Annotated in this window: 26 protein-coding genes; 12 read left to right on the top strand and 14 right to left on the bottom strand. The window is 59.7% G+C overall.

What is annotated here, in order from left to right:
* Positions 1-45: 45 nt before the first annotated feature.
* Positions 46-963, top strand: coding sequence for a sulfate adenylyltransferase subunit CysD (cysD, locus tag FBY04_RS06290; protein ID WP_010463281.1), 918 nt, complete (start codon positions 46-48; stop codon positions 961-963).
* A gap of 9 nt (positions 964-972) precedes the next feature.
* Entirely contained in the window at positions 973-2,871 is a 1,899-nt protein-coding gene (gene cysN, locus FBY04_RS06285; RefSeq protein WP_084318124.1) for a sulfate adenylyltransferase subunit CysN, read from the top strand.
* A 186-nt stretch (positions 2,872-3,057) separates the two neighbouring features.
* Here cysN and FBY04_RS06280 read toward each other — a convergent pair whose 3' ends face one another.
* The 3 genes from FBY04_RS06280 to FBY04_RS06270 all read right to left on the bottom strand — a co-directional run bounded on the left by FBY04_RS06280 (position 3,058) and on the right by FBY04_RS06270 (position 6,617).
* Positions 3,058-3,960 (bottom strand): acyltransferase, encoded by a 903-nt coding sequence (locus FBY04_RS06280; protein WP_084318125.1) that lies wholly within the window; start codon positions 3,958-3,960, stop codon positions 3,058-3,060.
* Entirely contained in the window at positions 3,961-6,060 is a 2,100-nt protein-coding gene (pta, locus tag FBY04_RS06275; protein ID WP_084318126.1) for a phosphate acetyltransferase, read from the bottom strand. It lies immediately after the preceding gene.
* A gap of 218 nt (positions 6,061-6,278) precedes the next feature.
* Positions 6,279-6,617, bottom strand: a complete 339-nt coding sequence (locus FBY04_RS06270) for a DUF3565 domain-containing protein (protein ID WP_084318127.1) — start codon at positions 6,615-6,617, stop codon at positions 6,279-6,281.
* Between FBY04_RS06270 and FBY04_RS06265 the strand changes: the two genes are divergently transcribed.
* The 3 genes from FBY04_RS06265 to FBY04_RS06255 all read left to right on the top strand — a co-directional run bounded on the left by FBY04_RS06265 (position 6,586) and on the right by FBY04_RS06255 (position 9,012).
* Positions 6,586-7,071 carry a peptidylprolyl isomerase gene (locus FBY04_RS06265; protein WP_084318128.1) on the top strand — a complete coding sequence of 162 codons (486 nt, stop codon included), beginning with the start codon at positions 6,586-6,588 and terminating at the stop codon, positions 7,069-7,071. The two genes, FBY04_RS06270 and FBY04_RS06265, sit on opposite strands and share 32 nt — an antisense overlap.
* 123 nt (positions 7,072-7,194) lie before the next feature.
* The gene (locus FBY04_RS06260) at positions 7,195-7,677 is read left to right on the top strand and encodes a glutathione peroxidase (RefSeq protein ID WP_084318129.1); all 483 of its coding nucleotides are present in this window, start codon (positions 7,195-7,197) and stop codon (positions 7,675-7,677) included.
* A gap of 231 nt (positions 7,678-7,908) precedes the next feature.
* Positions 7,909-9,012, top strand: a complete 1,104-nt coding sequence (locus FBY04_RS06255; RefSeq protein WP_084318130.1) for an NADH:flavin oxidoreductase — start codon at positions 7,909-7,911, stop codon at positions 9,010-9,012.
* A gap of 126 nt (positions 9,013-9,138) precedes the next feature.
* Here FBY04_RS06255 and FBY04_RS06250 read toward each other — a convergent pair whose 3' ends face one another.
* Positions 9,139-10,314 (bottom strand): glycosyltransferase family 1 protein, encoded by a 1,176-nt coding sequence (locus tag FBY04_RS06250; RefSeq protein ID WP_084318131.1) that lies wholly within the window; start codon positions 10,312-10,314, stop codon positions 9,139-9,141.
* Between the two features lie 140 nt (positions 10,315-10,454).
* Between FBY04_RS06250 and FBY04_RS06245 the strand changes: the two genes are divergently transcribed.
* Positions 10,455-11,030 carry a hypothetical protein gene (locus tag FBY04_RS06245; RefSeq protein ID WP_084318132.1) on the top strand — a complete coding sequence of 192 codons (576 nt, stop codon included), beginning with the start codon at positions 10,455-10,457 and terminating at the stop codon, positions 11,028-11,030.
* Positions 11,031-11,057: 27 nt separating this feature from the next.
* Here FBY04_RS06245 and cysZ read toward each other — a convergent pair whose 3' ends face one another.
* Positions 11,058-11,813 (bottom strand): sulfate transporter CysZ, encoded by a 756-nt coding sequence (gene cysZ / locus FBY04_RS06240; RefSeq protein ID WP_084318133.1) that lies wholly within the window; start codon positions 11,811-11,813, stop codon positions 11,058-11,060.
* 315 nt (positions 11,814-12,128) lie between these two features.
* Here cysZ and trxB point away from each other — a divergent pair, with 315 nt between their 5' ends.
* Positions 12,129-13,091, top strand: a complete 963-nt coding sequence (trxB, locus tag FBY04_RS06230; RefSeq protein WP_084318134.1) for a thioredoxin-disulfide reductase — start codon at positions 12,129-12,131, stop codon at positions 13,089-13,091.
* 153 nt (positions 13,092-13,244) lie between these two features.
* On the opposite strand, the gene FBY04_RS06225 is transcribed toward trxB, so the two are convergent.
* From FBY04_RS06225 to FBY04_RS06195, 7 genes are all read right to left on the bottom strand, one after another.
* Positions 13,245-14,495: an aspartate aminotransferase family protein gene (locus FBY04_RS06225; protein WP_145314801.1), complete on the bottom strand. Its 1,251-nt coding sequence runs from the start codon at positions 14,493-14,495 to the stop codon at positions 13,245-13,247.
* Between the two features lie 230 nt (positions 14,496-14,725).
* Positions 14,726-15,064: a HopJ type III effector protein gene (locus FBY04_RS06220; RefSeq protein ID WP_084318136.1), complete on the bottom strand. Its 339-nt coding sequence runs from the start codon at positions 15,062-15,064 to the stop codon at positions 14,726-14,728.
* Positions 15,057-15,353 carry a DUF1244 domain-containing protein gene (locus FBY04_RS06215; RefSeq protein WP_008026968.1) on the bottom strand — a complete coding sequence of 99 codons (297 nt, stop codon included), beginning with the start codon at positions 15,351-15,353 and terminating at the stop codon, positions 15,057-15,059. Before FBY04_RS06215 ends, FBY04_RS06220 begins: the two co-directional genes overlap by 8 nt.
* A 68-nt stretch (positions 15,354-15,421) precedes the next feature.
* The gene (gene folX, locus FBY04_RS06210; protein ID WP_008026970.1) at positions 15,422-15,793 is read right to left on the bottom strand and encodes a dihydroneopterin triphosphate 2'-epimerase; all 372 of its coding nucleotides are present in this window, start codon (positions 15,791-15,793) and stop codon (positions 15,422-15,424) included.
* A gap of 2 nt (positions 15,794-15,795) precedes the next feature.
* Positions 15,796-16,371, bottom strand: a complete 576-nt coding sequence (gene folE, locus FBY04_RS06205) for a GTP cyclohydrolase I FolE (RefSeq protein WP_008026971.1) — start codon at positions 16,369-16,371, stop codon at positions 15,796-15,798.
* A gap of 21 nt (positions 16,372-16,392) precedes the next feature.
* Positions 16,393-17,103, bottom strand: a complete 711-nt coding sequence (gene folM / locus FBY04_RS06200; RefSeq protein ID WP_084318137.1) for a dihydromonapterin reductase — start codon at positions 17,101-17,103, stop codon at positions 16,393-16,395.
* Positions 17,104-17,276: 173 nt separating this feature from the next.
* Positions 17,277-17,846: an antibiotic biosynthesis monooxygenase gene (locus tag FBY04_RS06195; protein WP_084318138.1), complete on the bottom strand. Its 570-nt coding sequence runs from the start codon at positions 17,844-17,846 to the stop codon at positions 17,277-17,279.
* 212 nt (positions 17,847-18,058) lie between these two features.
* On the opposite strand from FBY04_RS06195, the gene FBY04_RS06190 reads away from it, so the two are divergent.
* Positions 18,059-19,018 (top strand): MerR family transcriptional regulator, encoded by a 960-nt coding sequence (locus FBY04_RS06190; protein WP_145314800.1) that lies wholly within the window; start codon positions 18,059-18,061, stop codon positions 19,016-19,018.
* Position 19,019: 1 nt separating this feature from the next.
* Here FBY04_RS06190 and FBY04_RS06185 read toward each other — a convergent pair whose 3' ends face one another.
* Positions 19,020-19,625 carry a hypothetical protein gene (locus tag FBY04_RS06185; RefSeq protein ID WP_084318140.1) on the bottom strand — a complete coding sequence of 202 codons (606 nt, stop codon included), beginning with the start codon at positions 19,623-19,625 and terminating at the stop codon, positions 19,020-19,022.
* Positions 19,626-19,679: 54 nt separating this feature from the next.
* Positions 19,680-20,156, bottom strand: coding sequence for a PAS domain-containing protein (locus FBY04_RS06180; protein WP_084318141.1), 477 nt, complete (start codon positions 20,154-20,156; stop codon positions 19,680-19,682).
* Positions 20,157-20,259: 103 nt separating this feature from the next.
* Between FBY04_RS06180 and FBY04_RS06175 the strand changes: the two genes are divergently transcribed.
* The 4 genes from FBY04_RS06175 to FBY04_RS06160 all read left to right on the top strand — a co-directional run bounded on the left by FBY04_RS06175 (position 20,260) and on the right by FBY04_RS06160 (position 23,835).
* Complete coding sequence (locus tag FBY04_RS06175) at positions 20,260-20,715, top strand: flavodoxin (RefSeq protein WP_084318142.1); 456 nt, start codon at positions 20,260-20,262, stop codon at positions 20,713-20,715.
* Between the two features lie 255 nt (positions 20,716-20,970).
* Positions 20,971-21,753 (top strand): class II aldolase/adducin family protein, encoded by a 783-nt coding sequence (locus tag FBY04_RS06170; RefSeq protein WP_145314799.1) that lies wholly within the window; start codon positions 20,971-20,973, stop codon positions 21,751-21,753.
* Positions 21,753-22,655 carry an alpha/beta fold hydrolase gene (locus FBY04_RS06165; RefSeq protein ID WP_145314798.1) on the top strand — a complete coding sequence of 301 codons (903 nt, stop codon included), beginning with the start codon at positions 21,753-21,755 and terminating at the stop codon, positions 22,653-22,655. The genes FBY04_RS06170 and FBY04_RS06165 overlap by 1 nt, the downstream gene beginning before the upstream one ends.
* A gap of 268 nt (positions 22,656-22,923) precedes the next feature.
* A complete protein-coding gene (locus FBY04_RS06160; protein ID WP_084318145.1) occupies positions 22,924-23,835 on the top strand; it encodes an SDR family oxidoreductase in 912 nt (303 codons plus the stop codon).
* The last annotated feature ends 155 nt before the right edge of the window (positions 23,836-23,990 follow it).

Below are 23,990 nucleotides of genomic sequence, written 5' to 3'. Positions count from 1 at the left end.
AACACGGCCCGCTGGCCGTCCATAAGATCGTTTTCGTGAGTAGCCATGGTCGACAAACTGACGCATCTGAAACAGCTGGAGGCCGAAAGCATCCACATCATCCGCGAGGTCGCCGCCGAGTTCGATAACCCGGTGATGCTGTACTCCGTCGGTAAAGACTCCGCCGTGATGCTGCACCTTGCGCGCAAGGCATTCTTCCCGGGCAAGCTTCCGTTCCCGGTGATGCACGTCGACACCCGGTGGAAGTTCAAGGAAATGTACGCGTTCCGCGACCGCATGGTCGAAGAGCTCGGCCTGGACCTGCTGGTGCACGTGAACCCCGATGGCGTCGCGCAGGGCATCAACCCGCTGACCCACGGCAGCGCCAAGCACACCGACATCATGAAGACCGAAGGCCTTAAACAAGCTCTCGACAAGTACGGTTTCGACGCCGCTTTCGGTGGCGCTCGCCGCGACGAAGAGAAGTCCCGTGCCAAAGAGCGCGTGTATTCCTTCCGCGACACCAAGCACCGCTGGGACCCGAAAAACCAGCGTCCTGAGCTGTGGAACGTCTACAACGGCAACGTCAACAAGGGCGAATCGATCCGCGTTTTCCCGTTGTCGAACTGGACCGAACTGGACATCTGGCAGTACATCTACCTCGAAGGCATCCCGATCGTGCCGCTGTATTTCGCCGCCGAGCGCGACGTCATCGAGATGAATGGCACCTGGATCATGATCGACGACGAACGCCTGCTCAATCACCTGAGCGACGAAGACAAGGCGCGCATCGTCAAGAAGAAAGTCCGTTTCCGCACACTGGGTGACTACCCGTTGACCGGTGCGGTCGAGTCCGAGGCCACCAGCCTGACCGACATCATTCAGGAAATGCTCCTGACGCGAACTTCCGAACGCCAGGGCCGGGTCATCGACCACGATGGCGCAGGCTCGATGGAAGAAAAGAAACGTCAGGGTTATTTCTAAGGGGTTGTCATGTCGCACGCATCTGATTTGATCAGCGAGGACATCCTCGCCTACCTGGGCCAGCACGAACGCAAGGAAATGCTGCGCTTTCTGACCTGTGGCAACGTCGACGACGGCAAGAGCACCCTGATCGGGCGCCTGCTGCACGACTCCAAGATGATCTACGAAGATCACCTGGAAGCCATTACCCGTGACTCGAAAAAAGTCGGCACCACCGGTGAAGACATCGACCTGGCGTTGCTGGTCGACGGCCTGCAGGCCGAGCGTGAGCAGGGCATCACCATCGATGTCGCTTACCGCTATTTCTCCACCGCCAAGCGCAAATTCATCATCGCCGACACCCCTGGCCATGAGCAGTACACCCGCAACATGGCCACCGGTGCGTCCACCTGTGACCTGGCGATCATCCTGGTCGACGCCCGTTACGGCGTGCAGACCCAGACCCGTCGCCACAGCTTCATCGCCTCGTTGCTCGGCATCAAGCACATCGTGGTCGCCATCAACAAGATGGACCTCAACGGCTTCGATGAAACCGTGTTCGAGTCGATCAAGGCCGACTACCTGAAGTTCGCCGAAGGCATCGCGTTCAAGCCGACCACCATGGCCTTCGTGCCGATGTCGGCGCTGAAGGGCGACAACGTGGTGAACAAGTCCGATCGCTCGCCGTGGTACACCGGCCAGTCGCTGATGGAAATTCTTGAAACCGTCGAGATCGCCAGCGACCGCAACTACACCGACCTGCGTTTCCCGGTGCAGTACGTCAACCGTCCGAACCTGAACTTCCGTGGTTTCGCCGGCACCCTGGCCAGCGGCGTCGTGCACAAGGGCGATGAAGTCGTTGTGCTGCCGTCGGGCAAGAGCAGCCGTGTCAAATCCATCGTCACCTTCGAGGGTGAGCTGGAGCATGCCGGTCCTGGTCAAGCGGTCACGCTGACCATGGAAGACGAGATCGACATCTCTCGCGGCGACTTGCTGGTGCACGCCGACAACCAGCCGCAAGTGACTGATGCCTTCGACGCCATGCTGGTGTGGATGGCCGAAGAACCGATGCTGCCGGGCAAGAAGTACGACATCAAGCGCGCCACGAGTTACGTGCCGGGTTCGATCACCAGCATCGTCAACCGCGTTGACGTGAACACCCTGGAAGAAGGTCCGGCCAGTGCGCTGCAACTGAACGAGATCGGCCGGGTCAAGGTCAGCCTCGACGCCGCCATCGCACTGGACGGTTACGCGAGCAACCGCACCACCGGTTCGTTCATCGTCATCGATCGTCTGACCAACGGCACTGTCGCCGCTGGCATGATCATCGCTCAACCGTTGGCGCATGGCAGCAGCACGCACCACGGCAAACTGGCGCACGTTGCCACCGAAGAGCGCGCTCAGCGTTTCGGCCAGCAGCCGGCCACCGTGTTGTTCAGCGGCTTGTCGGGCGCAGGCAAAAGCACCCTGGCCTACGCGGTTGAACGCAAACTGTTCGACATGGGCCGTGCGGTATTCGTGCTCGATGGCCAGAACTTGCGTCATGACCTGAACAAAGGTCTGCCACAGGATCGCGCCGGGCGCACCGAGAACTGGCGCCGTGCCGCGCACGTTGCGCGTCAGTTCAACGAAGCCGGTTTGCTGACGCTGGCAGCCTTCGTTGCGCCGAGTGCCGAAGGTCGTGAGCAAGCCAGGGAGCTGATCGGCAAGGAGCGTCTGCTGACGGTCTACGTCCAGGCCTCGCCGACGGTCTGTGCCGAGCGTGACCCGCAAGGCCTGTACGCCGCGGGCGGGGATAACATCCCGGGCGATTCCTTCCCGTACGACGTGCCGCTGGACGCCGACCTCGTGGTCGACACCCAGTCTCTGACACTGGAAGAAAGCGTCAAGCAAGTGCTGGATCTGCTGCGCAAGCGTGGCGCGATCTAAGCGTTAGCCGCGCAATAAAAAAACCGCCGATGAGTGATCATCGGCGGGTTTTTTTGTGACTGGAAGGACGCTTTCGCGAGCAAGCCCGCTCCCACATTTAATCTCTGGCGCTTGCAAAATTCGTGTTCACTGAAGATCCAATGTGGGAGCGGGCTTGCTCGCGAAGAGGCCGGTACAGCCAACCAATTACTTTCCGGGATACTCGCGATGCATCTGCTCAAGCAACGCATCCTTGTCCAGCCACAGCTGATTGATCCACCCCTGAAACTGCAATCGATACTCCCCATCCTGGTCGTAGTTCTTGCCGATGAACTGCGGCGGAATCTTCAGTTCCTGAAAATGCACCACTACATCTTTCACGTTCCCACAGAGCAAATCCCAATACCCAGGACGCCCGCCGGGATAGTGAATCGTCACGTTGACGATCGACTCCAGCTGCTCGCCCATCGCATCCAGCACAAACGCAATGCCGCCGGCCTTGGGTTTGAGCAGGTACTTGAACGGTGATTTCTGCTGGGCATGTTTGCCTTCGGTGAAGCGTGTGCCTTCAACGAAATTGAAAATTCCCACCGGGTTGTTGCGAAACTTTGCGCAGGTCTTGCGGGTGGTTTCCAGGTCCTTGCCTTTCTTCTCCGGGTGCTTTTCCAGGTAGGCCTTGGAGTAGCGTTTCATGAACGGAAAGCCCAACGTCCACCATGCCAGACCAATCACCGGCACCCAGATCAGCTCTTGCTTGAGAAAAAACTTCAGCGGCTGAATGCGACGGTTGAGCACGTACTGCAGCACCATGATGTCGACCCAGCTCTGATGGTTGCTGGTGATCAGGTACGAATGTTGATAGTCCAGACCTTCAAGACCGCTGAGGTGCCAGCGGGTGCGGCAGACCAGGTTCATCCAGGCCTTGTTGTTGCTGATCCAGGCCTCATGGGTATGGCTCATCAGCCAGCGCGTGAAGCGCTGGGTGAGGGCGAAGGGCAACACCTTGAAAATCGCCACGCAAAACAGAAACGAGCAGAGCAAAATCGTATTCAGGGCCAGCAACAACGATGCAATCACGCCGCGCACGGCGGCAGGCAGGGAATCCAGCATTTAAAGATCCAAAGGTCGGTTGGCAGCTTGAATCGCGGTCAACGCGATGGTGTAGACGATGTCATCGACTTGCGCGCCGCGCGGCAGATCGTTCACCGGTTTGCGCAGGCCTTGCAGCATCGGCCCGAGGCTGACGCAGTCGGCGCTGCGCTGCACGGCCTTGTGCGTGGTGTTGCCGGTGTTCAGGTCGGGGAACACGAACACCGTGGCTCGACCGGCGACCTGACTGTTCGGCGCCAGTTGCCGGGCGACGGTTTCGTTGGCGGCGGCGTCGTACTGTAACGGACCGTCGATCAGCAGCGAGTGCTGTTGTTCGTGGGCGAGCAACGTCGCTTCGCGCACCTTCTCGACTTCCTCGCCGCTGGCCGATTCGCCGCTGGAGTAACTGATCATCGCCACGCGCGGGGTGATGCCAAACGCGGCAGCCGAGTCAGCGCTTTGCAGGGCGATCTCGGCCAGCTCGCTGGCACTTGGATGCGGATTCATCACGCAGTCGCCGTAGACCAGCACCTCTTCGGGAAACAGCATGAAGAACACCGACGACACCAGCGTGCAGCCCGGCGCAGTCTTGATCAGCTGCAGGGCCGGGCGGATGGTGTTGGCGGTGGAGTGGATGACGCCGGACACGAGGCCGTCGACTTCATCCAGCGCCAGCATCATCGTGCCGATGACCACGGTGTCTTCCAGTTGTTGCTCGGCCATCGGCGCATTGAGGCTTTTACTTTTGCGCAGGGCAACCATGGGCTCGACGTAGCGTTCGCGAATCAGGTCCGGATCGAGAATCTCCAGGCCTGGCGGCAGCTCGATATCGTGCGCACGAGCGACGGCTTCGACATCTTCCGGTTTCGCCAGCAGCACGCAACGGGCGATGCCACGCGCCTGACAGATCGCTGCCGCTTGCACGGTCAGCGGTTCGCTGCCTTCGGGCAGCACGATGCGTTTGTTGGCGGCCTGGGCGCGCTGGATCAGCTGGTAGCGGAACACTGCCGGCGACAGGCGCATTTCCCTTGGCGTGCCGCAACGCTGGTGCAGCCAGTTGGCATCGAGGTGGCTGGCGACGAAGTCGGTGATGATCTCCGCACGCTCGCGGTCGTCGATCGGGATTTCCTTGTTCAGGCCATTCAACTGGTTGGCGGTCTCGTAGGAGCCGGTGCTCACCGACAACACAGGCAAACCGGCCTGCAATGCGCCACGGCACAGGTCCATGATGCGCGGGTCGGGCAGGGTGTCGCTGGTCAGCAACAGGCCGGCGAGCGGCACGCCGTTCATGGCGGCGAGGCTGACGGCGAGGATGATGTCGTCGCGATCGCCAGGCGTCACCACCAGCACGCCGGGCTTGAGCAGCTCCACGGTGTTGCGCATGGTGCGTGCGCAGATGATGATTTTGGTCATGCGCCGGGTTTCGTAATCGCCGGCATTGAGAATCTGCGCGCCCATCAGGTCGGCGACGTCGCGAGTACGTGGCGCGTTCAGTTCCGGCTGGTACGGGATGCAGCCGAGCAAACGGAAATCACCGCTGCGCAGCAAGGGCGAATGCTCCTTCAGGCGCGCGGCGAAGGCGTCCATGCTTTCGTCGGTCTTGACCTTGTTGAGGATTACGCCGAGGACTTTCGGGTCTTTCGGACCGCCGAACAATTGCGCCTGCAATTCCACGCGGCCGGAGAGTTCGGTGAGCACTTCGTTTTCCGGCGCCGAGACCAGGATCACGTCGGCGTCGAGGCTCTTGGCCAAATGCAGATTGACCCGCGCGGCGTAACTGGCGCTGCGGGTCGGGACCATGCCTTCGACGATCAGCACGTCCTTGCCGATGGCGGCTTGCTGATAGAGCGTGATGATTTCTTCGAGCAGTTCATCGAGCTGACCGTCGCCGAGCATGCGCTCGACGTGAGCCAGTCCCAGCGGCTGAGGCGGTTTCAAACCGTGAGTGCGTGCCACCAGTTCGGTGGAGCGCTCAGGCCCGGTGTCGCCCGGATGGGGCTGGGCGATCGGTTTGAAAAAGCCGACCTTGAGGCCGGCTCGCTCAAGGGTACGCACCAGCCCGAGGCTGATGGAGGTCAGACCCACACCAAAATCGGTGGGCGCGATAAAAAAAGTTTGCATGCGGATTCTCTAAGGGTGCATGTGGGCAGCCCGTGTGGCCTTTGCTGTCAGTCAAATTCGGCGCCTGAAATCCATACCCTGCGTTGCTGTTCCTCCCCATAGCGAGCTATGACTCGTCACAGCGCCTTGGCTATGGACTTCAGGCATCCGAGTTTGATCTGACGCAAAGGCCGTACGGGCCGCCAGGTGATCATCTATATCTGACGATCTACCGAACTTCAGTCGCCAAGGTTATCGCTAACCGAGCCTTGTGCGCACCAACCACATTCAAAGGGCTGGCCTATTTTTTCATTACGCTGCAAAGGGTCCAGCACCCAGGCCCGGGATTGCCAGGGTGGCTGGTGGCGCAGGTGCTGGGTGTGGCCGCAGGAAAGCTCGGCCACCCAGTGCCCGTCCTCGTCCTGATGAAAACCGGTGACCGTCGAGTCTTTCGCCGCGATCCGTCTGTCCGGGTTGTGTTCGCTTTCGGACGATTGCTTCGCTAAACTTGGTCTTTCTAAATTCTTATGCAAAAGGTCTCGCCCCATGCTGATCGCCGCCAATAAGGCTGTCTCCATCGACTATACCCTGACCAACGACGCTGGTGAGGTCATCGACAGCTCCGCCGGCGGCGCGCCGCTGGTCTACCTGCAAGGTGCAGGCAACATCATCCCGGGCCTGGAAAAGGCACTGGAAGGCAAAGCAGTCGGCGACGAGCTGACCGTAGCCGTTGAACCTGAAGATGCCTACGGCGAATACGCTGCCGAACTGGTCAGCACCCTGAGCCGCAGCATGTTCGAAGGCGTCGACGAACTGGAAGTGGGCATGCAGTTCCACGCTTCCGCTCCGGACGGCCAGATGCAGATCGTCACCATTCGTGATCTGGACGGCGACGATGTCACCGTCGACGGCAACCACCCGTTGGCCGGTCAGCGCCTGAATTTCCAGGTCAAGATCATCGAAATCCGTGACGCCAGCCAGGAAGAAATCGCTCATGGTCACGTCCATGGCGAAGGTGGCCATCACCACTGATTTTCTGCGCTAAGCTTTCGAGAACTGGAGAGGCGCCCGAGGGCGCCTTTTTAGTCCGCGGCTGTCCCTGGTGACACCGCCAAGAGGCTGTTTCGAGAAGAACACGGGAATTTGGAGTTCGTCATGAGTGCTTTTCACGACCTTAAACTGACAGCCCTGGATGGTCAGGAGCTTCCGCTGGCGCCCTTCAAGGGGAACGTCGTGCTGGTGGTCAACGTTGCCTCCAAATGTGGCTTGACCCCACAGTACGCGGCGCTGGAAAACCTCTACCAACAATACAAAAGTAAAGGTTTCAGCGTGCTGGGCCTGCCGTGCAACCAGTTTGCCGGACAGGAGCCGGGCACCGAGCAGGAGATCCAGGAGTTCTGCAGCCTCAACTATGGCGTGACCTTTCCGTTGTCCAGCAAGCTGGAAGTCAACGGTCATGATCGTCATCAGCTGTACCGTCTGCTGGCGGGCGAGGGTGCCGAGTTCCCGGGTGACATCACCTGGAATTTCGAAAAATTCCTGCTGGGCAAGGACGGTCGCGTATTGGCGCGGTTCTCGCCGCGTACGGCGCCGGATGATCCGAGTGTCATTCAGGCGATTGAAAAAGCCCTGAGCTGAAATCCCCGTTGTAGGCGCCGGCTTGCTGGCGATGGTCGTCAACGATAACGCGCACAGCCTGATCCCCCGCGGTGATATCGAGTCCATCGCCAGCAAGCCGGCTCCTACAGTACGTCTAATCTTTTAGATCTTAATCACTGAAATCAATAGTGCTGTGCATCGCTAACCACTGCGCATATTATCGCCGTCATAAAATCTCATCCCGTCGATATCGTTTTCGTGGAGCGCTCCATGCCAGTAAAAGCCCTGTTCAAACCGTTCCACCTCGGCACCCTCGAACTGCCGACTCGTGTTGTCATGGCCCCGATGACCCGCTCCTTCTCGCCGGGCGGCGTACCCAATTCCAAAGTGATCGAGTACTACCGTCGTCGCGCCGCTGCAGGCGTTGGCTTGATCATCACCGAAGGCACCACTGTCGGCCACAAGGCCTCCAACGGCTATCCGAACGTGCCGCACTTCTACGGTGAGGCCGCGCTGGCCGGCTGGAAGAAAGTCGTCGACGCGGTGCACGCCGAAGGCGGCAAGATCGTTCCGCAGCTGTGGCATGTCGGCAGCGTGCGTCGCATCGGCACCGAGCCGGACGCGAGTGTGCCGGGTTACGGTCCGTCGGAAAAATTGAAGGATGGCCAGGTCGTGGTTCACGGCATGACCAAACAAGACATCCAGGACGTGATCGCCGCGTTCGCCCAAGCCGCCAAAGACGCGCAAAGCATCGGCATGGACGGTGTGGAAATCCACGGTGCACACGGCTATCTCGTGGATCAGTTCTTCTGGGAAGGCAGCAACCAGCGTACCGACGAATACGGTGGCAGCCTGGCCAACCGTTCGCGCTTCGCCATCGAGCTGATTCAGGCGGTGCGTGCAGCGGTCGGTGAAGGCTTCCCGATCATCTTCCGTTTTTCCCAGTGGAAGCAGCAGGATTACACCGCGCGTCTGGTGCAAACCCCGGAAGCGTTGGGTGAGTTTCTCAAGCCGCTGTCCGACGCCGGCGTGGACATTTTCCACTGCTCGACGCGCCGTTTCTGGGAGCCGGAGTTCGACGGTTCGGAGCTGAACCTGGCCGGCTGGACGCGCAAACTGACCGGCAAGCCGACCATTACCGTGGGCAGCGTTGGCCTGGATGGCGAGTTCCTGCAGTTCATGGTCAACACCGACAAGATCGCGCAGCCGGCCAGCCTGGAGAAGCTGCTGGAGCGTTTGAACAATGATGAGTTTGATCTGGTGGCGGTAGGGCGTGCGCTACTGGTGGATCCGGACTGGGCGCAGAAAGTGCGTGATGGTCGCGAGGAAGACATCCTGCCGTTCAGCCGTGAGGCGTTGATGACGCTGGTTTAAGTAGCGTCTGGAAGGGCCTCTTCGCGAGCAAGCCCGCTCCCACATTTAACCGAGTTCCTTCAGTGATACACGGTCGAATGTGGGAGTGGGCTTGCTCGCGATGACTGACTGAAAATCACCGAAGATTCAGGGGATGGTCCGTGCATTCGGTATCGCTGACTCCCCAACGCAAGCCCCCCGCAACTGCCCCTCGAACTGCTCGATAATCGCCGCCCAACCCTGACGACTCGCATGCTGACGTGCATTGAGCCTTATGCACCTCAAGGTTTCGCGCTCCTCCAGCAACCACGCCGCTGCATCGCTGAACGCCTCTTCATCCCCTGGCATCGCCAGCACGCCGTTGTAGCCGTGACGGATATGCTGCGCCGCCGCAGCCTGATCGTAAGCCACCACGCCCAGCCCCGAAGCCAATGCCTCAAGCACCACATTGCCGAAGGTTTCGGTCATGCTTGGAAACAGAAAAACATCCCCGGACGCATAGTGGCTGGCCAGGGCTTCGCCGCGTTGTGAACCGCAGAAAATCGCCCCGGGCAGTGCCTGCTCCAGCGCCGCTCGTTGCGGGCCGTCGCCGACGATGATCAGTTTTATGTTTCGCTGTGGATAAGTCGCTGCCAGCGTGTCGAAACAGCGCTTGAGCAAGCCAAGATTTTTCTCCGGCGCCAAACGTCCTACATGAATCAGCGCAATGTCTTTCTCGCCCAGCCCCCACTGTTCGCGCAGCGATGGCAGGCGTTTGGTCGGGTGAAACAACTGGCTGTCGACCCCGCGAGACAACAACGCCAGGCGCTCGAAATGCCGGCGCTCCAGTTCCAGTCGCTGGCTGACGCTCGGCACCAGGGTCAGGGTCGAGCGATTGTGAAACCAGCGCAGGTAGTGAGTCAGCAGGCGGGTGAGTAAGCCGAGCCCGTACTGATTGGAGTACTGCTGGAAATTGGTGTGGAAGCCGCTGACCACCGAAATGCCCAGACGCCGTGCCGCGCGCAGCGCCGACAGGCCCAGCGGTCCTTCCGTGGCGATGTACAGCACGTCCGGGCGGTGACGTTTCCAGCGCCGCAGCAGCTTGTGCATCGACGACTGGCCCCATTGCAACCCCGGATACCCCGGCAACGGCCAGCCTCGGCACAGCAGCAATTCATCATCGCTGCCCAGTTGCTGATCGCAACCCTGCCGTGGCCGCACCAGTTCCACCTGATGCCCGCGCGCGCGCAAACCGTCGCACAAGCGGCCAAGGGTATTGGCCACGCCGTTGATTTCGGGAGGGAAAGTTTCAGTGATCAGGGTGATATGCAGAGCTGTCGTCATGACCTCAGTGTCGGCTGAGGCCGTGTCGTCGTTGTGGCATTTCGATGATGGATTTGTGACGAAGATTCCAGGGCGACGTACTCAATTTTTCGGTCGGCAGGTCGTTAGCCTTGGTCTACACATTTATCAGGGAAGCAACCGTGTCCGACAATGTTTATGCCCCGCCATTGGCCCCCCTTGAACGCGTCGTCGAGCAGCCTTGCGGTTTTTATGTCGTGTCGCCCGCCAAGCTCATGACGCTGGCCACGCTCACGTTCGGCCTCTATTTTTATTACTGGTCGTACAAGAACTGGAGCCTGTACAAGCGCGCCACGCAGGCGGATATCTGGCCGTGGGCACGGGGTCTGTTGTGCATTTTTTTCATTCACCAGTTGTACCGTCGTGCGAATGAAAAAATTCGTGGCGGCGGTCGCACCGTTGACTGGGACTTTGAGCAGTGGGCGACCGTTTTCGTCGTATTGACGGTCGGTGCCAACCTGCTCGATGCCGTAGCAAGGCGCGTCGATGAATTCGCATTTCTGGGCGGTTGGTTGCTGTTGATGATCCCGTTGAGGGCCTTTGTCGTGAGCAAAGGGCAACCGATGATCAACTTAGCCGCCAATGATCCAGAGGGCCTGAGCAATTCACGCTTCAGCGCGTTGAATTATCTGTTTATGGTTCCGGGGGCGTTGCTTTGGGCACTGGCTCTTTTCGGCGTGTGGGTTATCCACCGTTGAATCACCCACAGGGCTGGAGGGCGCCTTTCAGCGCTGCTCCACCGTGATGGCTTCAGCGCCACGCTCCCTTACCCAAAACAACGTCGCACCCGCCACAGCTGCCGGCATCATCAAAATGTTGACCACCGGAATCAGCAACACCAGATAAACACTGCCGCCGAAACTCATGCTCTGCCAGCGTTTCTCGCGCAGCCAGGCGAGCATCTCGTTCCAGCCAAGCTTGTGGTTGTCCGCCGGGTAGTCGATGTACTGGATCGCCATCATCCACACCCCGAACAGCAGCCACAACGGCGCGGCGATGATGTTCACCACGGGGATGAACGAGAGGATGAACAGCCCGAGCGCCCGCGGCAGGAAGTAGCCGAGTTTGCGCATTTCCCGAGCCAGGGTGCGTGGGATCATGGCGATCAGCTCGCCCCAGCTGAAAGAGGGAAAGTCGTCGGTGCCGCGTACCACCACTTCGACTTTTTCCGCCAGGAAGCCATTGAACGGCGCGGCGATGACGTTGGCCAGCATGGTGAAGGTGAAGAACACCATCAACACCACCAGCACGACAAAGATCGGCCAGAGCACGTAACTGAGAAAACTCAGCCAGTCGGGCAGGGACGGCATCAGCGTATCGACCCACAGGCTGAATTGATGGCCGGCCAGATAGATCAATCCGACGAACAGCACCAGATTGATTGCCAGCGGCAACAACACGAACAAACGCAGGCTGGGACTCAGGACCAGCTTGAGGCCTTCGCGCAGGTATTGCGGGCCGGACAGAACAGGGGCGGGCATATCGTGCTCCGAGCAGAGGGGAAACGCGCCGACCTTACCGGCTTTGCCTGACGGGCGAAAGCGCGGTCGCAGCATCGACATCAACTGTAACAAAGGCGCCTATATATAAGCGGCAACCGGATAGAGACCGCCTATGAGCTGGATTGTTAAACCGTATTTCCTTAATCTTCGCCCCCTCGATACGCTGCACCCAATCTTTTTACAGGACTGTCGAGTTCAAGCCTTCCCCAAGTGCTTTCAACGGTCCTTTTTTATTCCCGCCGGCAACCCGGCGTTCCGCGCCAGGTGTTCCGGGCCGGTCAACAGGAGCAGGTCATGTCTGAAGTCCGTCATTCGCGAGTGATTATTCTCGGTTCCGGCCCTGCCGGTTACAGCGCAGCGGTCTATGCCGCCCGTGCCAACCTCAAGCCACTGCTGATCACCGGCATGCAGGCCGGCGGTCAACTGACCACCACCACCGAAGTCGACAACTGGCCGGGCGACGTCCACGGCCTGACCGGCCCGGCGCTGATGGAACGCATGAAAGAGCACGCCGAGCGCTTTGAAACCGAGATCGTTTTCGATCACATCAATGCCGTGGACTTCGCTGCCAAGCCCTACACCCTGACTGGCGACAGCGCGACCTACACCTGCGATGCCCTGATCATCGCCACCGGCGCCAGCGCTCGTTACCTTGGCCTGCCATCGGAAGAAGCGTTTATGGGCAAAGGCGTTTCGGCCTGCGCAACCTGCGACGGTTTCTTCTACCGCAACAAGCCAGTGGCCGTGGTCGGTGGCGGTAACACCGCTGTCGAAGAAGCGCTGTACCTGGCCAACATCGCTAGCACCGTGACCCTGATCCACCGTCGCGAAACCTTCCGCGCCGAGAAGATCCTGATCGACAAGCTCAATGCCCGCGTTGCCGAAGGCAAGATCATTCTGAAGCTGAATTCGAACCTGGACGAAGTCCTGGGCGACAACATGGGCGTGACCGGTGCTCGCCTGAAAAACAACGACGGCAGCTTCGACGAGCTGAAAGTCGACGGCGTGTTCATCGCCATCGGCCACACCCCGAACACCTCGTTGTTCGAAGGTCAGCTGACGTTGAAAGACGGCTACCTGGTGGTGCACGGCGGTCGTGAAGGCAATGCGACGGCGACCAACGTTGAGGGCATCTTCGCGGCCGGTGACGTGGCTGACCACGTTTACCGTCAGGCGATCACCTCGGCCGGCGCCGGTTGCATGGCGGCACTGGACACCGAGCGTTACCTCGACGGTCTGCAGAACGCTTCGTTCTGATTCTGTTGAAATGAAAAAACCGGCTTCGGCCGGTTTTTTTGTGCAGCTCATTTGGTTTTACCTGTAGGAGCCGGCTCGCTGGCGATCCAGACGACGCGGTGCTCCTGTCATACCGAGTCGACTGGATCGCCAGCGAGCCGGCTCCTACAGGGATCAGGTCAGCTTTTTCAGGCACGCCTCCAGGATGTCGAGGCCTTCTTCCAGCACCGCCGGCTCCGTGGTCAACGGCGCCAGCAGCCGGATGATGTGGCGCGACTTGCCGCTGGGCATCAGCAGCAACCCGGCTTCTCGCGCCAGGGCCAACAGTTGTGTCAGCTGCGCCGGGGCGGGTGTGCCGTCTGCGTTGGCCAGTTCGATGCCGCGCATGGCGCCGACACCGGTCAGGCGTCCGAGATAAGGGGAAACCTTGTTGGCGCGCCAGGCTTCATAGCGGCTGACGATCGTTTCTTCCTGCTGTGAACCCCAGGCGTGCAGGTTGGCGTCGGTCATTTCATCCAGCGTCGCCAACGCGGCAGCGCAAGCAATCGGATTGCCCGAGTAAGTGCCGCCCAGTCCGCCCTTGGGCAACGTGTCGAGCAGCGACTTGCGCCCAACCACCGCACCCAGCGGCACACCGCCCGCGATGCTTTTGCCGAGCAGGATCAGGTCGGGCTCGATGCCCAGGCGAGAAAACGCAAAGCGCTGGCCGGTGCGGCCGAACCCGGACTGAATCTCATCGGCAATCAGCAGAATGTTTTTTTCGTCGCAGAAGCGTCGCAGTGCCTGCGCGAACTCGACGTCCATGGCCAGGAAGCCGGCTTCGCCCTGCACCGGTTCGACGATAAAACACGCCACGTCGTCGACATCGATTTCGACACTGAACAGGCGATCCATCGCCTTCAGCGCTTCGGCGCAGGTCACGCCGTTGTCTTCGCTGGGGAAGGGCAGGTGATACACCGGACCGGGCAGTACGCCGACTTTCTGTTTGTAGGGCGCGACTTTGCCGTTCAGGTTGAGCGTGGCGAGTGTGCGTCCGTGAAAGGCGCCGTCGAAGGCAATGACGGCTGTACGACCGGTCGCGCCCCGGACGATTTTCAAGGCGTTTTCCGCCGCTTCCGCACCGCTGTTGGTGAGCATGCCGCTGACCGGGTAATCCACCGGAATGAACGCGGCCAGGCGATCCATGAAGTCGAGGTAAGGCACGTGCGGCGCCGCGTTGAACGCGTAGTGCGTCAGCCGGGTGGCTTGCTCGCGAATGGCCTCGACGATGCGCGGGTGGCAATGGCCGAGGTTCAACACGCCGATGCCGCCGACAAAGTCGATGTAGCGTTTGCCATCGATGTCCCAGACCTCGGCATTTCTGCCGTGGTTGAGGGTGACGGGATGAACGATGTTGATCGACCGACTGATGGATTCGCTGCTCATGGATGACCGACTCTGAAGAAGGGATTCTTCCTTTTATCTAAGCCGCGAGCAGCGGTGTCCGGCAAACGAAATAAAGTTGGCGGGTCAATCTTAAAAGTCGGGATGTGGATGGAAAAACGTTAACCCCCGTAGGAGCCGGCTTGCTGGCGATGGCGTCCGCAGGGGCGATGCAAGGCTCAAGGCCCCACCGCCAGCAAGCCGGCTCCTACGGGATTGGTGCAGGTGACAATTTAGCGGCGTGTCAGCGGTTGCTGCGAGAACTTCACACCAGCCAATCCATGGGCGATCAACGCACGGATATTGCCGTGATCACTGCCTTCAGGCGTGGCCACAACCGAGCGGTAATGCTCGCCAAACGCCAACAGCGCTTCTTCATCGCTCAGGCCTTCCAGCAGCGCCAGACCCAAGGTCTTGCACGAACCTTCGTTCTGCCCGGCCGCATTTTCCACGCCGCCGTTGTTGAAGGCCTGGGGCTGATAGTCGTAGCCCGTGGCGATGAACGCCAGGGTGTCGGCAAAAACGTGTTCGCCGCTTTTGAGGCTGGCGCGCAGGGTGTTCAAATCACTCATTGGGTTTTCCTTTGGCGAACGCCGCTTGTTGTTCGGCGCTGGCTTCTTGCTGGTATTGAGCTTTCCACTCGGCGTACGGCATGCCGTAGACCACTTCGCGGGCGTCGTCGAGGCTGACCTCGATCTGGCGTTCATCTGCCGCGGCCTTGTACCACTTGGACAGGCAGTTGCGGCAGAAACCCGAGAGGTTCATCAGGTCGATGTTCTGCACATCCTTGCGGCTGTCCAGGTGCGCGACCAGCCGGCGGAAAGCGGCGGCTTCAAGTTCGAGGCGTTGTTGGTCAGTCATGATGGGCTCTGTGGGAATAAGTCGTGCGCGAGATGATAAAAGCCTGGCGCACGATGCGCCAGACGCGGTCAGCGGCTCGCAGCCAGGGTGATCGACACCGACTCGGCGAAACGCAGGGCGTGGGGCTTGTCGACTTCGACCTCGGCGTACAGCACCGATTCATTCGCCATGACCAGGTCGAGAATTTCCTGGGTCAGACGCTCGAGCAGGGCGAAGCGATTGCCTTCCACGTGAGCGATGATCGCCTTGGTGATGGTCCGGTAATTGAGCGCGTGATCGATGTCGTTGTCACGCACCGCTTCCTGAGCGGCGTACAGGATGGTCAGGTTGATCAACACATCCTGCTTGTTGAGGATTTCATCCTCGTTGATCCCGATGAACGTCCGCAGGCACAGGTCCTTGACCCGGATGCGTGCCATTCCTGGTTGAAGTTGTGGCATTGCTACTTGCTCCGTCCAATCAATTGCAGGAACTCCTGGCGGGTGTTGCTCGACTCGCGGAAGGCGCCGAGCATCACCGAGGTGTTCATGGTCGAATTCTGTTTCTCGACGCCGCGCATCATCATGCACATGTGCTGTGCTTCGATGACTACCGCGACACCCGCGGCACCGGTCACCTGTTGCACCGCGTCGGCGATTTGCCGGGTGAGGTTTTCCTGGATTTGCAGACGACGGGCGAACATGTCCACCAACCGCGCAATCTTCGACAGGCCCAGCACTTTACCCGTCGGAATATAAGCCACATGCGCCTTGCCGATGAAGGGCAACAGGTGATGTTCACACAGCGAGTACAGCTCGATGTTGTCGACAATGATCATTTCATCGTTGTCGGAGGCGAACAACGCGCCGTTGACGATTTCTTCGACACATTGCTCATAACCATGACACAGGTACTGCATGGCTTTGGCTGCGCGCGCCGGTGTATCGAGCAGGCCTTCGCGGTCGGGATTTTCACCGAGGCCGATGAGGATCTCGCGGTAGTTCTGGGACAGGGCATTCTGGGGCCGGGATAACGTCATGAAATATCCTCGCGGGGCACCTTACTTGAGGTGCCGTCCGCCGTTGACGGTCAGGGTCGTGCCGGTGACATAAGGGTTGTCGAGCAAATAACGCAGGCTTTGGTAGATCACTTCGCTACCGGGTTCGATACCCAATGCGGATTTGGCCAGAGCCTTGGCGCGGTACGCCGCGTCGTCGTCAGGATTGAACAGTAGCAGGGCGGGGGAGATGCCGTTGACCTTGATGTCAGGCGCGTACTTCGCCGCGAAGGACAGGGTCAGGCTGTCGAGCCCGGCTTTGCTGGCGCAGTAGCCGATGTGCTTGCTGCTGCCCTTGCGTGTGACGTCATCGGTGATGTGCACGATGTCCGCCGGGGTCGAGCGTTGCAACAAGTCGGCACAGTGCAGGTTGATCAGGTAGGGCGCCAGCATGTGCACGCTGAACATGCGGGTAAACGCTGCGGCGTCGGTGTCCGGCGTTTCGGCCAGCCATTCGGAGGCGTTGTGGATGATCGCGCGCAAACTGTCTGTGTGGTTTTTCAGTTCACTGATGAAGGCCAGGATCCCGGCTTCGGTGGAAAAGTCCGCAAATACCGCCGTCGCGCCCAGGTCACGCAACGCCTGTACGCCGGGGCGTTCAGTGCGATAGCTGAAGATCACGGCATGACCGTCTTCGAGCAAACGCTGCGCGCAGTGCAGGCCGACACGCTGGCCGGCACCGGTAATGAGGATCGGGGCGGATGAAGAAGTCATGAACGGCTCGCGTCGCGGTAAGAGCAAAACTATACCAGCGAGCGGCCGCGTTCACCTATTGTGCAAAACCGGCTCGTGTGGGAGCGGGTTTGCTCGCGAAGGCGGTGCATCGGTCACTACATATTTTGACTGAAAGGCCGCCTTCGCGAGCAAGCCCGCTCCCACAAGAGAACTCATTGATTTTGGGTGGTGGGTTTGGCTGGCAATCGCCGTGTCGGCGCGCCTTGCAGCCAACTGGCCAGCATCCGGGTCGACAGTGGGATGAAGAAGTAAACCATCAACGGCGTCAGGCACAACGTGCTGATCAACACCCGAGGCAGCAGGCTCATTTCGCCGAGCAGCGGCCCCAGCAAAAAGTTGAACAACAACGACACCGGGAAGAACGCCAGCCAGATTGCCACGGCCTGTTTCCAGCGTGGCGGACGTTGGCCGGCAGCGCCGAACCAGCCTTCGATGCCGCTCACGCGATGTTCTGTCTTATGCGCAAACAGGTCGCTGCCGCGTGCAAGCCAGGCGGTACGCGAAGCGGAATGCTCCCAGGCGTGCATGGTCTGCTCGTTGGCGAAGCGGAAAATAATCTGGAATTCGTCATCGTCGGGCGGCGGGGCGAGCACGCCTGAGCCGAGATAACCCTGGAAATCGGTGGCCAGTTGTTCGCCTTCGCGCAACCAGGCCATCAGGTCCTGATAACGCCCATCGGCGACGCGGCGCGCAACCATCAGCGTGACGGGTGAGGTAGACATTATGTATCTCCGTATGGACAACGCGTCACTCCGGATAGGAGTTTCGCCAGGCGCAGCGCCGGGGTGGTGGGCTGCGTCTCGGAACAAGCAAGGATTATTCCGGATTCTACAGGTTATGCCCCTGATAATCGTTGCTCATCTAAGCCTTGAATGATCATGGGGCAAGAGAGTTAGAATGGGATCCAATTTAGATACGGACGTTGATCTGACACATGCCTGTCCTGACTGACGATGTCGCTGGTACTCAGACCTCTGTTCCGATTGAACAGGAGGAGTTGTTTCCGATTCGCGAGGTATCTCGGCTGACGGGCGTCAACCCGGTTACGCTGCGGGCATGGGAGCGCCGTTATGGCCTGATCCAGCCTAAGCGCACCGAAAGCGGGCATCGGTTATACGCGGTGGCCGATATCGAGCGGGTCCACAGTATCCTCGCCTGGCTCGACCGCGGCGTTGCCGTCAGCAAGGTCGGCAAGATCCTGGCCAGGACCGCGCCGCTTCAGGCGCTGTCGCACCTCATCCCCAATGAACTGGTGCAAGTGGATTACGCGCAGTGGCAGGAACAGGTCAAAGTGGCCGTCAGCGCATTCGATGAGGTCCAGCTGGAGCAGGTCTATGGACAGATCTTTTCCAGCTACCCCCTGACGGTGGCGTTCCAGGACATTCTGATTCCGCTCTGGCAGCAATTGCTTCAACGCCATGAAGGGTTCGGTCAGACAAGCGAGTGGCTTTTCCTGGATGGCTTCCTGCGTTCTCGCGTGTTGCAGCGCCTGCTGCTGGTGCGTGTCATGCAGCCGCGTCGCGTGATTGTCGCTGCCCTGAACGATCAAAGTCGTGAGCTTGAAGTGCTCCTCACGGCGCTTTTTCTGAGCAGTGTCGATTCGGCGATTCAAGTGCTGGCGCTCGGTCAGCCCTTCGACGAATTGACCCTTGTCTGCGAAAGAGTCAGGCCCCAGGCGTTGGTGCTGGTGTCCAACCACGCACCCGCCCCTGAGCTGGCGCGGCGTTTAAATCGGCTGGCCATGAGCCTGGATTGCCAGTTGATGCTTGCCGGCGATGCGTCCGATCTGGCGCAGGAGAGCCTGAGTGGATCGTCCATTGGCTGTCTGGGTAAGGAGGGAATGATGATGCGTCAGCGTCTGAAACAGTTCCTGGCGGGTAGCCTGGATACCTGAATCAAAGGTGCATGGCGGGGTGCGTCAGCCGATGCTGCTGAAGGATGTACTGGCGCAGGCGCTCGGTTTCGTCGGTGTCGCTCTGACTCAACTGATACGCGTAGAAACCGTTGTCGGTTTCTTTCTCGAAGGTGCCACGCATCGCGATCCGTTCATAGCCTGACGGGCTGAACCACAACGCGAAATGTTTGGGCGGTTTGGTCCTGTTGCGAACTTCCAGCAAGACGCCTTTGAACGACACTTCGTGCACCCACATCGTACCGGGCTGGCCACTGGCATTTTCCAGGGCAACCGGTTCGTCGAGTACCAGGCGCCATGGTCGCACCATTGGCCCGTCTTCATAGATGCTGGGGACGCCGAGGCGTAAATGCAGCGCATGAAACTCGTCTTCCACCAGATGCAACGGGAAGGTCATTTGCTGATTTTCGAAATTGGCCTGGATGGTGACCTGCTCATGTGCGGCAAGGCGCGTGAGCAAATCACGGATTTGCGAACCACCGTTGACGAGCAGGCTCGACGTCGCATCCCGCACATTGAGTTGCGGGTTATGTTGCATGGTCTGGATGAAATCCAGCTCATCCTGGGTCAGGAGTGCGTCGCGCTGCATGATCTGCTCGAAAGAAATAGTTACAAAGCCAACGGTGATTGTAGTTAATGACAATCAATTCACGGTTTTGTTTTCGCCGTTCGTCGCTTTTAGCGCGGCAAGCTCTTTTTGAAGCTCGGCCACTTGCGCCTCCAACTGCGTCACCCGCTGCTGCGCCTTGACTTGAACGGTCACGTCTTTTTGCACGCCGACAAAATAAGTCTGACCGTCGTTCGGGTTTTTCACCGTGGAAAGCGACAGCTCATTCCAGAATGGGGTGCCGTCCTTGCGGTAATTGCGCAGGATTTCCCGACAGGAACCGCCGCTGGCCAGCGCCTCGCGAATCAATGGCAGTGCTTCCTGATCGCGGTCGCCTGACTGCAGAAAGCGGCAATCCTGGTAGAGGATTTCTTCGCTGGTATAACCGGTCAGGCGTTCGAACGCCGGGTTGACGTAAATCAGAATGTTGTCTTGTTCGCCTTCCTTTTCGGCGATCACGATGCCGTCGTTGGACGCGTTAATCACCATCTGCAGCAGTTGCGCGTTGATCATTGAAGAATCCCTTCCTTATTGATTGACGTTCAGCATTCTAAAAGAACAATGGGGTCTGTGCTGTTAATATCCCGGTCTTTTATTCAGCTTCAGGATCAGATTGATGAAAGTCGCCATCCTTTCCGGCTCGGTGTACGGCACGGCAGAAGAAGTCGCCCGCCACGCTGCGAACATTTTGAAAACTGCGGGATTCGAAACCTTTCACAACCCGCGTGCGAGCCTCGCCGATGTCCAGGCCTTCGGCCCCGAAGCCTTTCTGGCGGTGACTTCGACCACCGGCATGGGTGAACTGCCGGACAACCTGCAACCCTTGTATTTCGCCATCCGCGATCAATTGCCGGCGGCCTGGCGTGGTTTGCCGGGCGCGGTCATCGGCTTGGGCGATGCGAGCTATGGCGATACGTTCTGCGGCGGTGGCGAACTGATGCGTGAACTGTTCGGCGAGCTGGGCATCCGCGAAGTGCTGCCGATGTTGCGTCTGGACGCCAGCGAAAGCGTTACACCGGAAACCGATGCCGAGCCCTGGCTGGCGGAACTGGTCACGGCCCTGCGCGGTTGACTGGTGGTTCGCTGAGCCGTGCAAGTCAGGCTTGCTGATCGCTTGACGGAGAGGGGGGGCATGGTTCTGACGGGGCGGTTGAACGGGGGCGCTGCGCCGTTGCTGGCGTCGGTGTTTTGACATGGATCCAGGCTTGTCTGCGCACTGACTCGCTAGGCCATCAAGCTGGCTGCCAATGCAACTACACGAACCTCGAGGGCTGACTAGACTCGGTAGTCATTGGATGCACTCCATAATAAAAACGAGGTTCCTGCCGTGAGCGTAGCCCCCCTCCAATCGTCCTCCAGCGTCAAAGACCAGGTCAGCGCCGCCGAGTGGCAGACCCGCGTCGATCTGGCGGCCTGTTATCGCCTGGTCGCCCTTCATGGTTGGGACGATCTGATTTTCACCCACATTTCCGCCAAGGTGCCCGGCACCGAAGACTTCCTGATCAACCCGTTCGGGCTGATGTTTCACGAGATCACAGCGTCGAGCCTGGTGAAGGTCGATCTGGCCGGCAACAAGCTGATGGACAGCCCTTACGAGATCAACCCGGCGGGGTACACCATCCACAGCGCCGTGCATGAAGTTCGTCACGATGTGGTGTGCGTGCTGCATACCCATACGGCGTCGGGGGTTGCGGTGTCGGCGCAGAAGCAAGGCATTCTGCCAATCAGTCAGCAGTCGCTGTTTGTCCTGTCCAGCCTGGCCTACCACGGCTACGAAGGCGTTGCGCTGAACCATGAAGAGAAGGCGCGGCTGCAAGCCGACCTCGGTGAAAACAATTTCCTGATGCTGCACAACCACGGTCTGCTGACCTGTGGCGGCACCATCGCCGATACGTTCCTGATGATGTTCACCTTTCAGCGCGCCTGCGATATCCAGGTGATGGCGCAGAGCGGTGGCGCTGAACTGATCGCTATCGAACCGCAGATTCTGGCGGGCGCCAAGGCGATGATCGCCGGCGTCACCAAAAGTGCACAAGGCATGGGCGGCGCACTGGCCTGGCCAGCGTTGCTGCGCAAACTCGATCAACAAGACCCGGGTTATAGACTCTGATGCCACTTCCCGAGATCCCTCTGTGTGTCTGGCGCAAACGCGGCCAGACGTTCGTATTTCGTGGCCGGGCCGTTCGTTACTGGACAGCAGGGCAGGGTGAACCGCTGCTGCTGATCCATGGCTTCCCGACCGCCAGTTGGGACTGGCATTACCTGTGGCAGCCTCTGGCCCAGCGCTATCGGCTGATCGCTTGCGACATGCTTGGTTTCGGTGATTCCGACAAACCGGTGGGTCACGAATACAGCCTGCTGGAGCAAGCCGATCTGCAACAGGCATTGCTGGCGCATTTGAATGTGGAGCAAACGGTGCACGTGCTGGCCCACGATTATGGCGACAGCGTGGCTCAGGAACTGCTGGCCCGGCATTACGAGTCGCGTATTCATCTTGGCAGTTGCGTGTTCCTCAATGGCGGCCTGTTTCCGGAAACCCACCGCCCGGTACTGATGCAGAAACTGTTGCTCAGCCCGCTGGGATGGATGATCGGCCGAGCCTTTTCCCGGGATGCACTGGTGAAGAGTTTCCGACAGATCTTCGGACCGCAGAGCCGTCCTACCGAAAGTGAGATGGATGACTTCTGGAGCCTGGTGGACAGCAATCACGGGCCACGGATCCTGCATAAACTGATTGCCTACATTCCCGAACGACGCGTCCAGCGCGATCGTTGGGTCAGCGCGATGCAGCGCGGTGATGTGCCGTTGCGGGTCATCGATGGCGAGGCCGATCCGATCTCCGGCGCGCACATGGTCGAGCGCTATCGGGAGTTGATCCCTGAACCGGATACGGTGCTGTTGCCCGGCATTGGCCATTACCCGCAAACGGAAGCGCCAGCGCAAGTGCTGAAACACTATCTGGCGTTTCGCGACCGGCTGGTTTCGCTGCCGCTGAAGGCGGCCTGCTCGTAGGCATCACCGCAAACTTGCTGGAGCTTGTGGTGCCTGTCAGATCGCCATCGCCAGCCGGCTCCTACAGTGTTTTTGTGGTGTCAGATGAGTTTGGAGCCCCCCGGTCCTGTAGGCGCCGGCTTGCTGGCGATGGGCCGTGACTCGGTCCACGCACTCATCATCCCCCAGCCTTATCGAGCACCATTCAGCCTCAGCTGTGTTCATTGTGACCCGCAGCGCCTTGCCTGAGACTCGGACTCATTGTCCCTTGGCCTGCTGGAGTCCCCCAATGAATGAGCCTGTGCGCTTCGAAGATAAAGTCGTGATCATCACGGGGGCCGGTGGCGGCCTCGGGCGCGCCCATGCGCTGTTGTTCGCGAAACAGGGCGCGAAGGTGCTGGTCAACGACCTCGGCGGCTCGGCTCAAGGCGAAGGCGCCAACGCATCTGCCGCAGACCGTGTCGTGGCTGAGATCCGCGAGGCCGGTGGTATCGCCGAAGCCAACCATGACTCCGTCACCGATGGCGACAAATTGGTGCAACATGCCCTCGACGTCTTTGGTCGTGTCGACGTGGTGGTCAACAACGCCGGGATCCTGCGGGACAAGACCTTTCACAAAATGGACGACGCCGATTGGGACGTGGTTTACCGCGTCCACGTCGAAGGCGCCTACAAAGTCACCCGCGCCGCATGGCCGCACCTGCGCGAACAAAACTATGGTCGTGTGATCTTCACGGCGTCGACCTCGGGCATCTACGGCAACTTCGGCCAGTCCAACTACGGCATGGCCAAACTCGGCCTCTATGGCCTGACCCGCACGCTGGCCATCGAAGGCCGCAAAAACAACATCCTGGTCAACGCCATCGCCCCCACCGGCGGCACCCGCATGACCGAAGGCCTGATCCCGCCACAAGTGTTCGAACAACTCAAACCGGAGCTGGTGAGCCCGCTGGTGGTGTACCTCGCCAGTGAAAATTGCCAGGAAACCTCTGGGCTGTTTGAAGTCGGCGGCGGCTGGATGGGCAAGGTGCGCTGGGAGCGCAGCCTCGGTGCCGGGTTCGATCCGCGGGTCGGTTTCTCACCGGAAGATGTGGCGGCGCACTGGCAGCAGATTTGTGATTTCGAAGGGGCAGCGCATCCGAAGGACAACATTGAAGCGTTGAAGGAGATGATGGGGAATTTGCAGAAGTACGCGCTCTGATTCCTTCGCTTTCGGCAGGGCTCGCCTGAGCCCCGCCATCCCTCAAAAAACCATCGCCCATAAAAAAGGCCGCTGCAAACGCAGCGGCCAAAGCAAGACGTTGGATCAAGGAGCTACAAATCAACGTCAGTGAACACGGGGCGATGAGTCGAAAC

This window comes from Pseudomonas sp. SJZ080 (assembly GCF_007828295.1).
Classification (GTDB): Bacteria; Pseudomonadota; Gammaproteobacteria; order Pseudomonadales; family Pseudomonadaceae; genus Aquipseudomonas; species Aquipseudomonas migulae_A.
The sequence above is the reverse complement of the archived record's forward strand: the minus strand, read 5'-3'. Positions and strand labels throughout refer to the sequence as shown.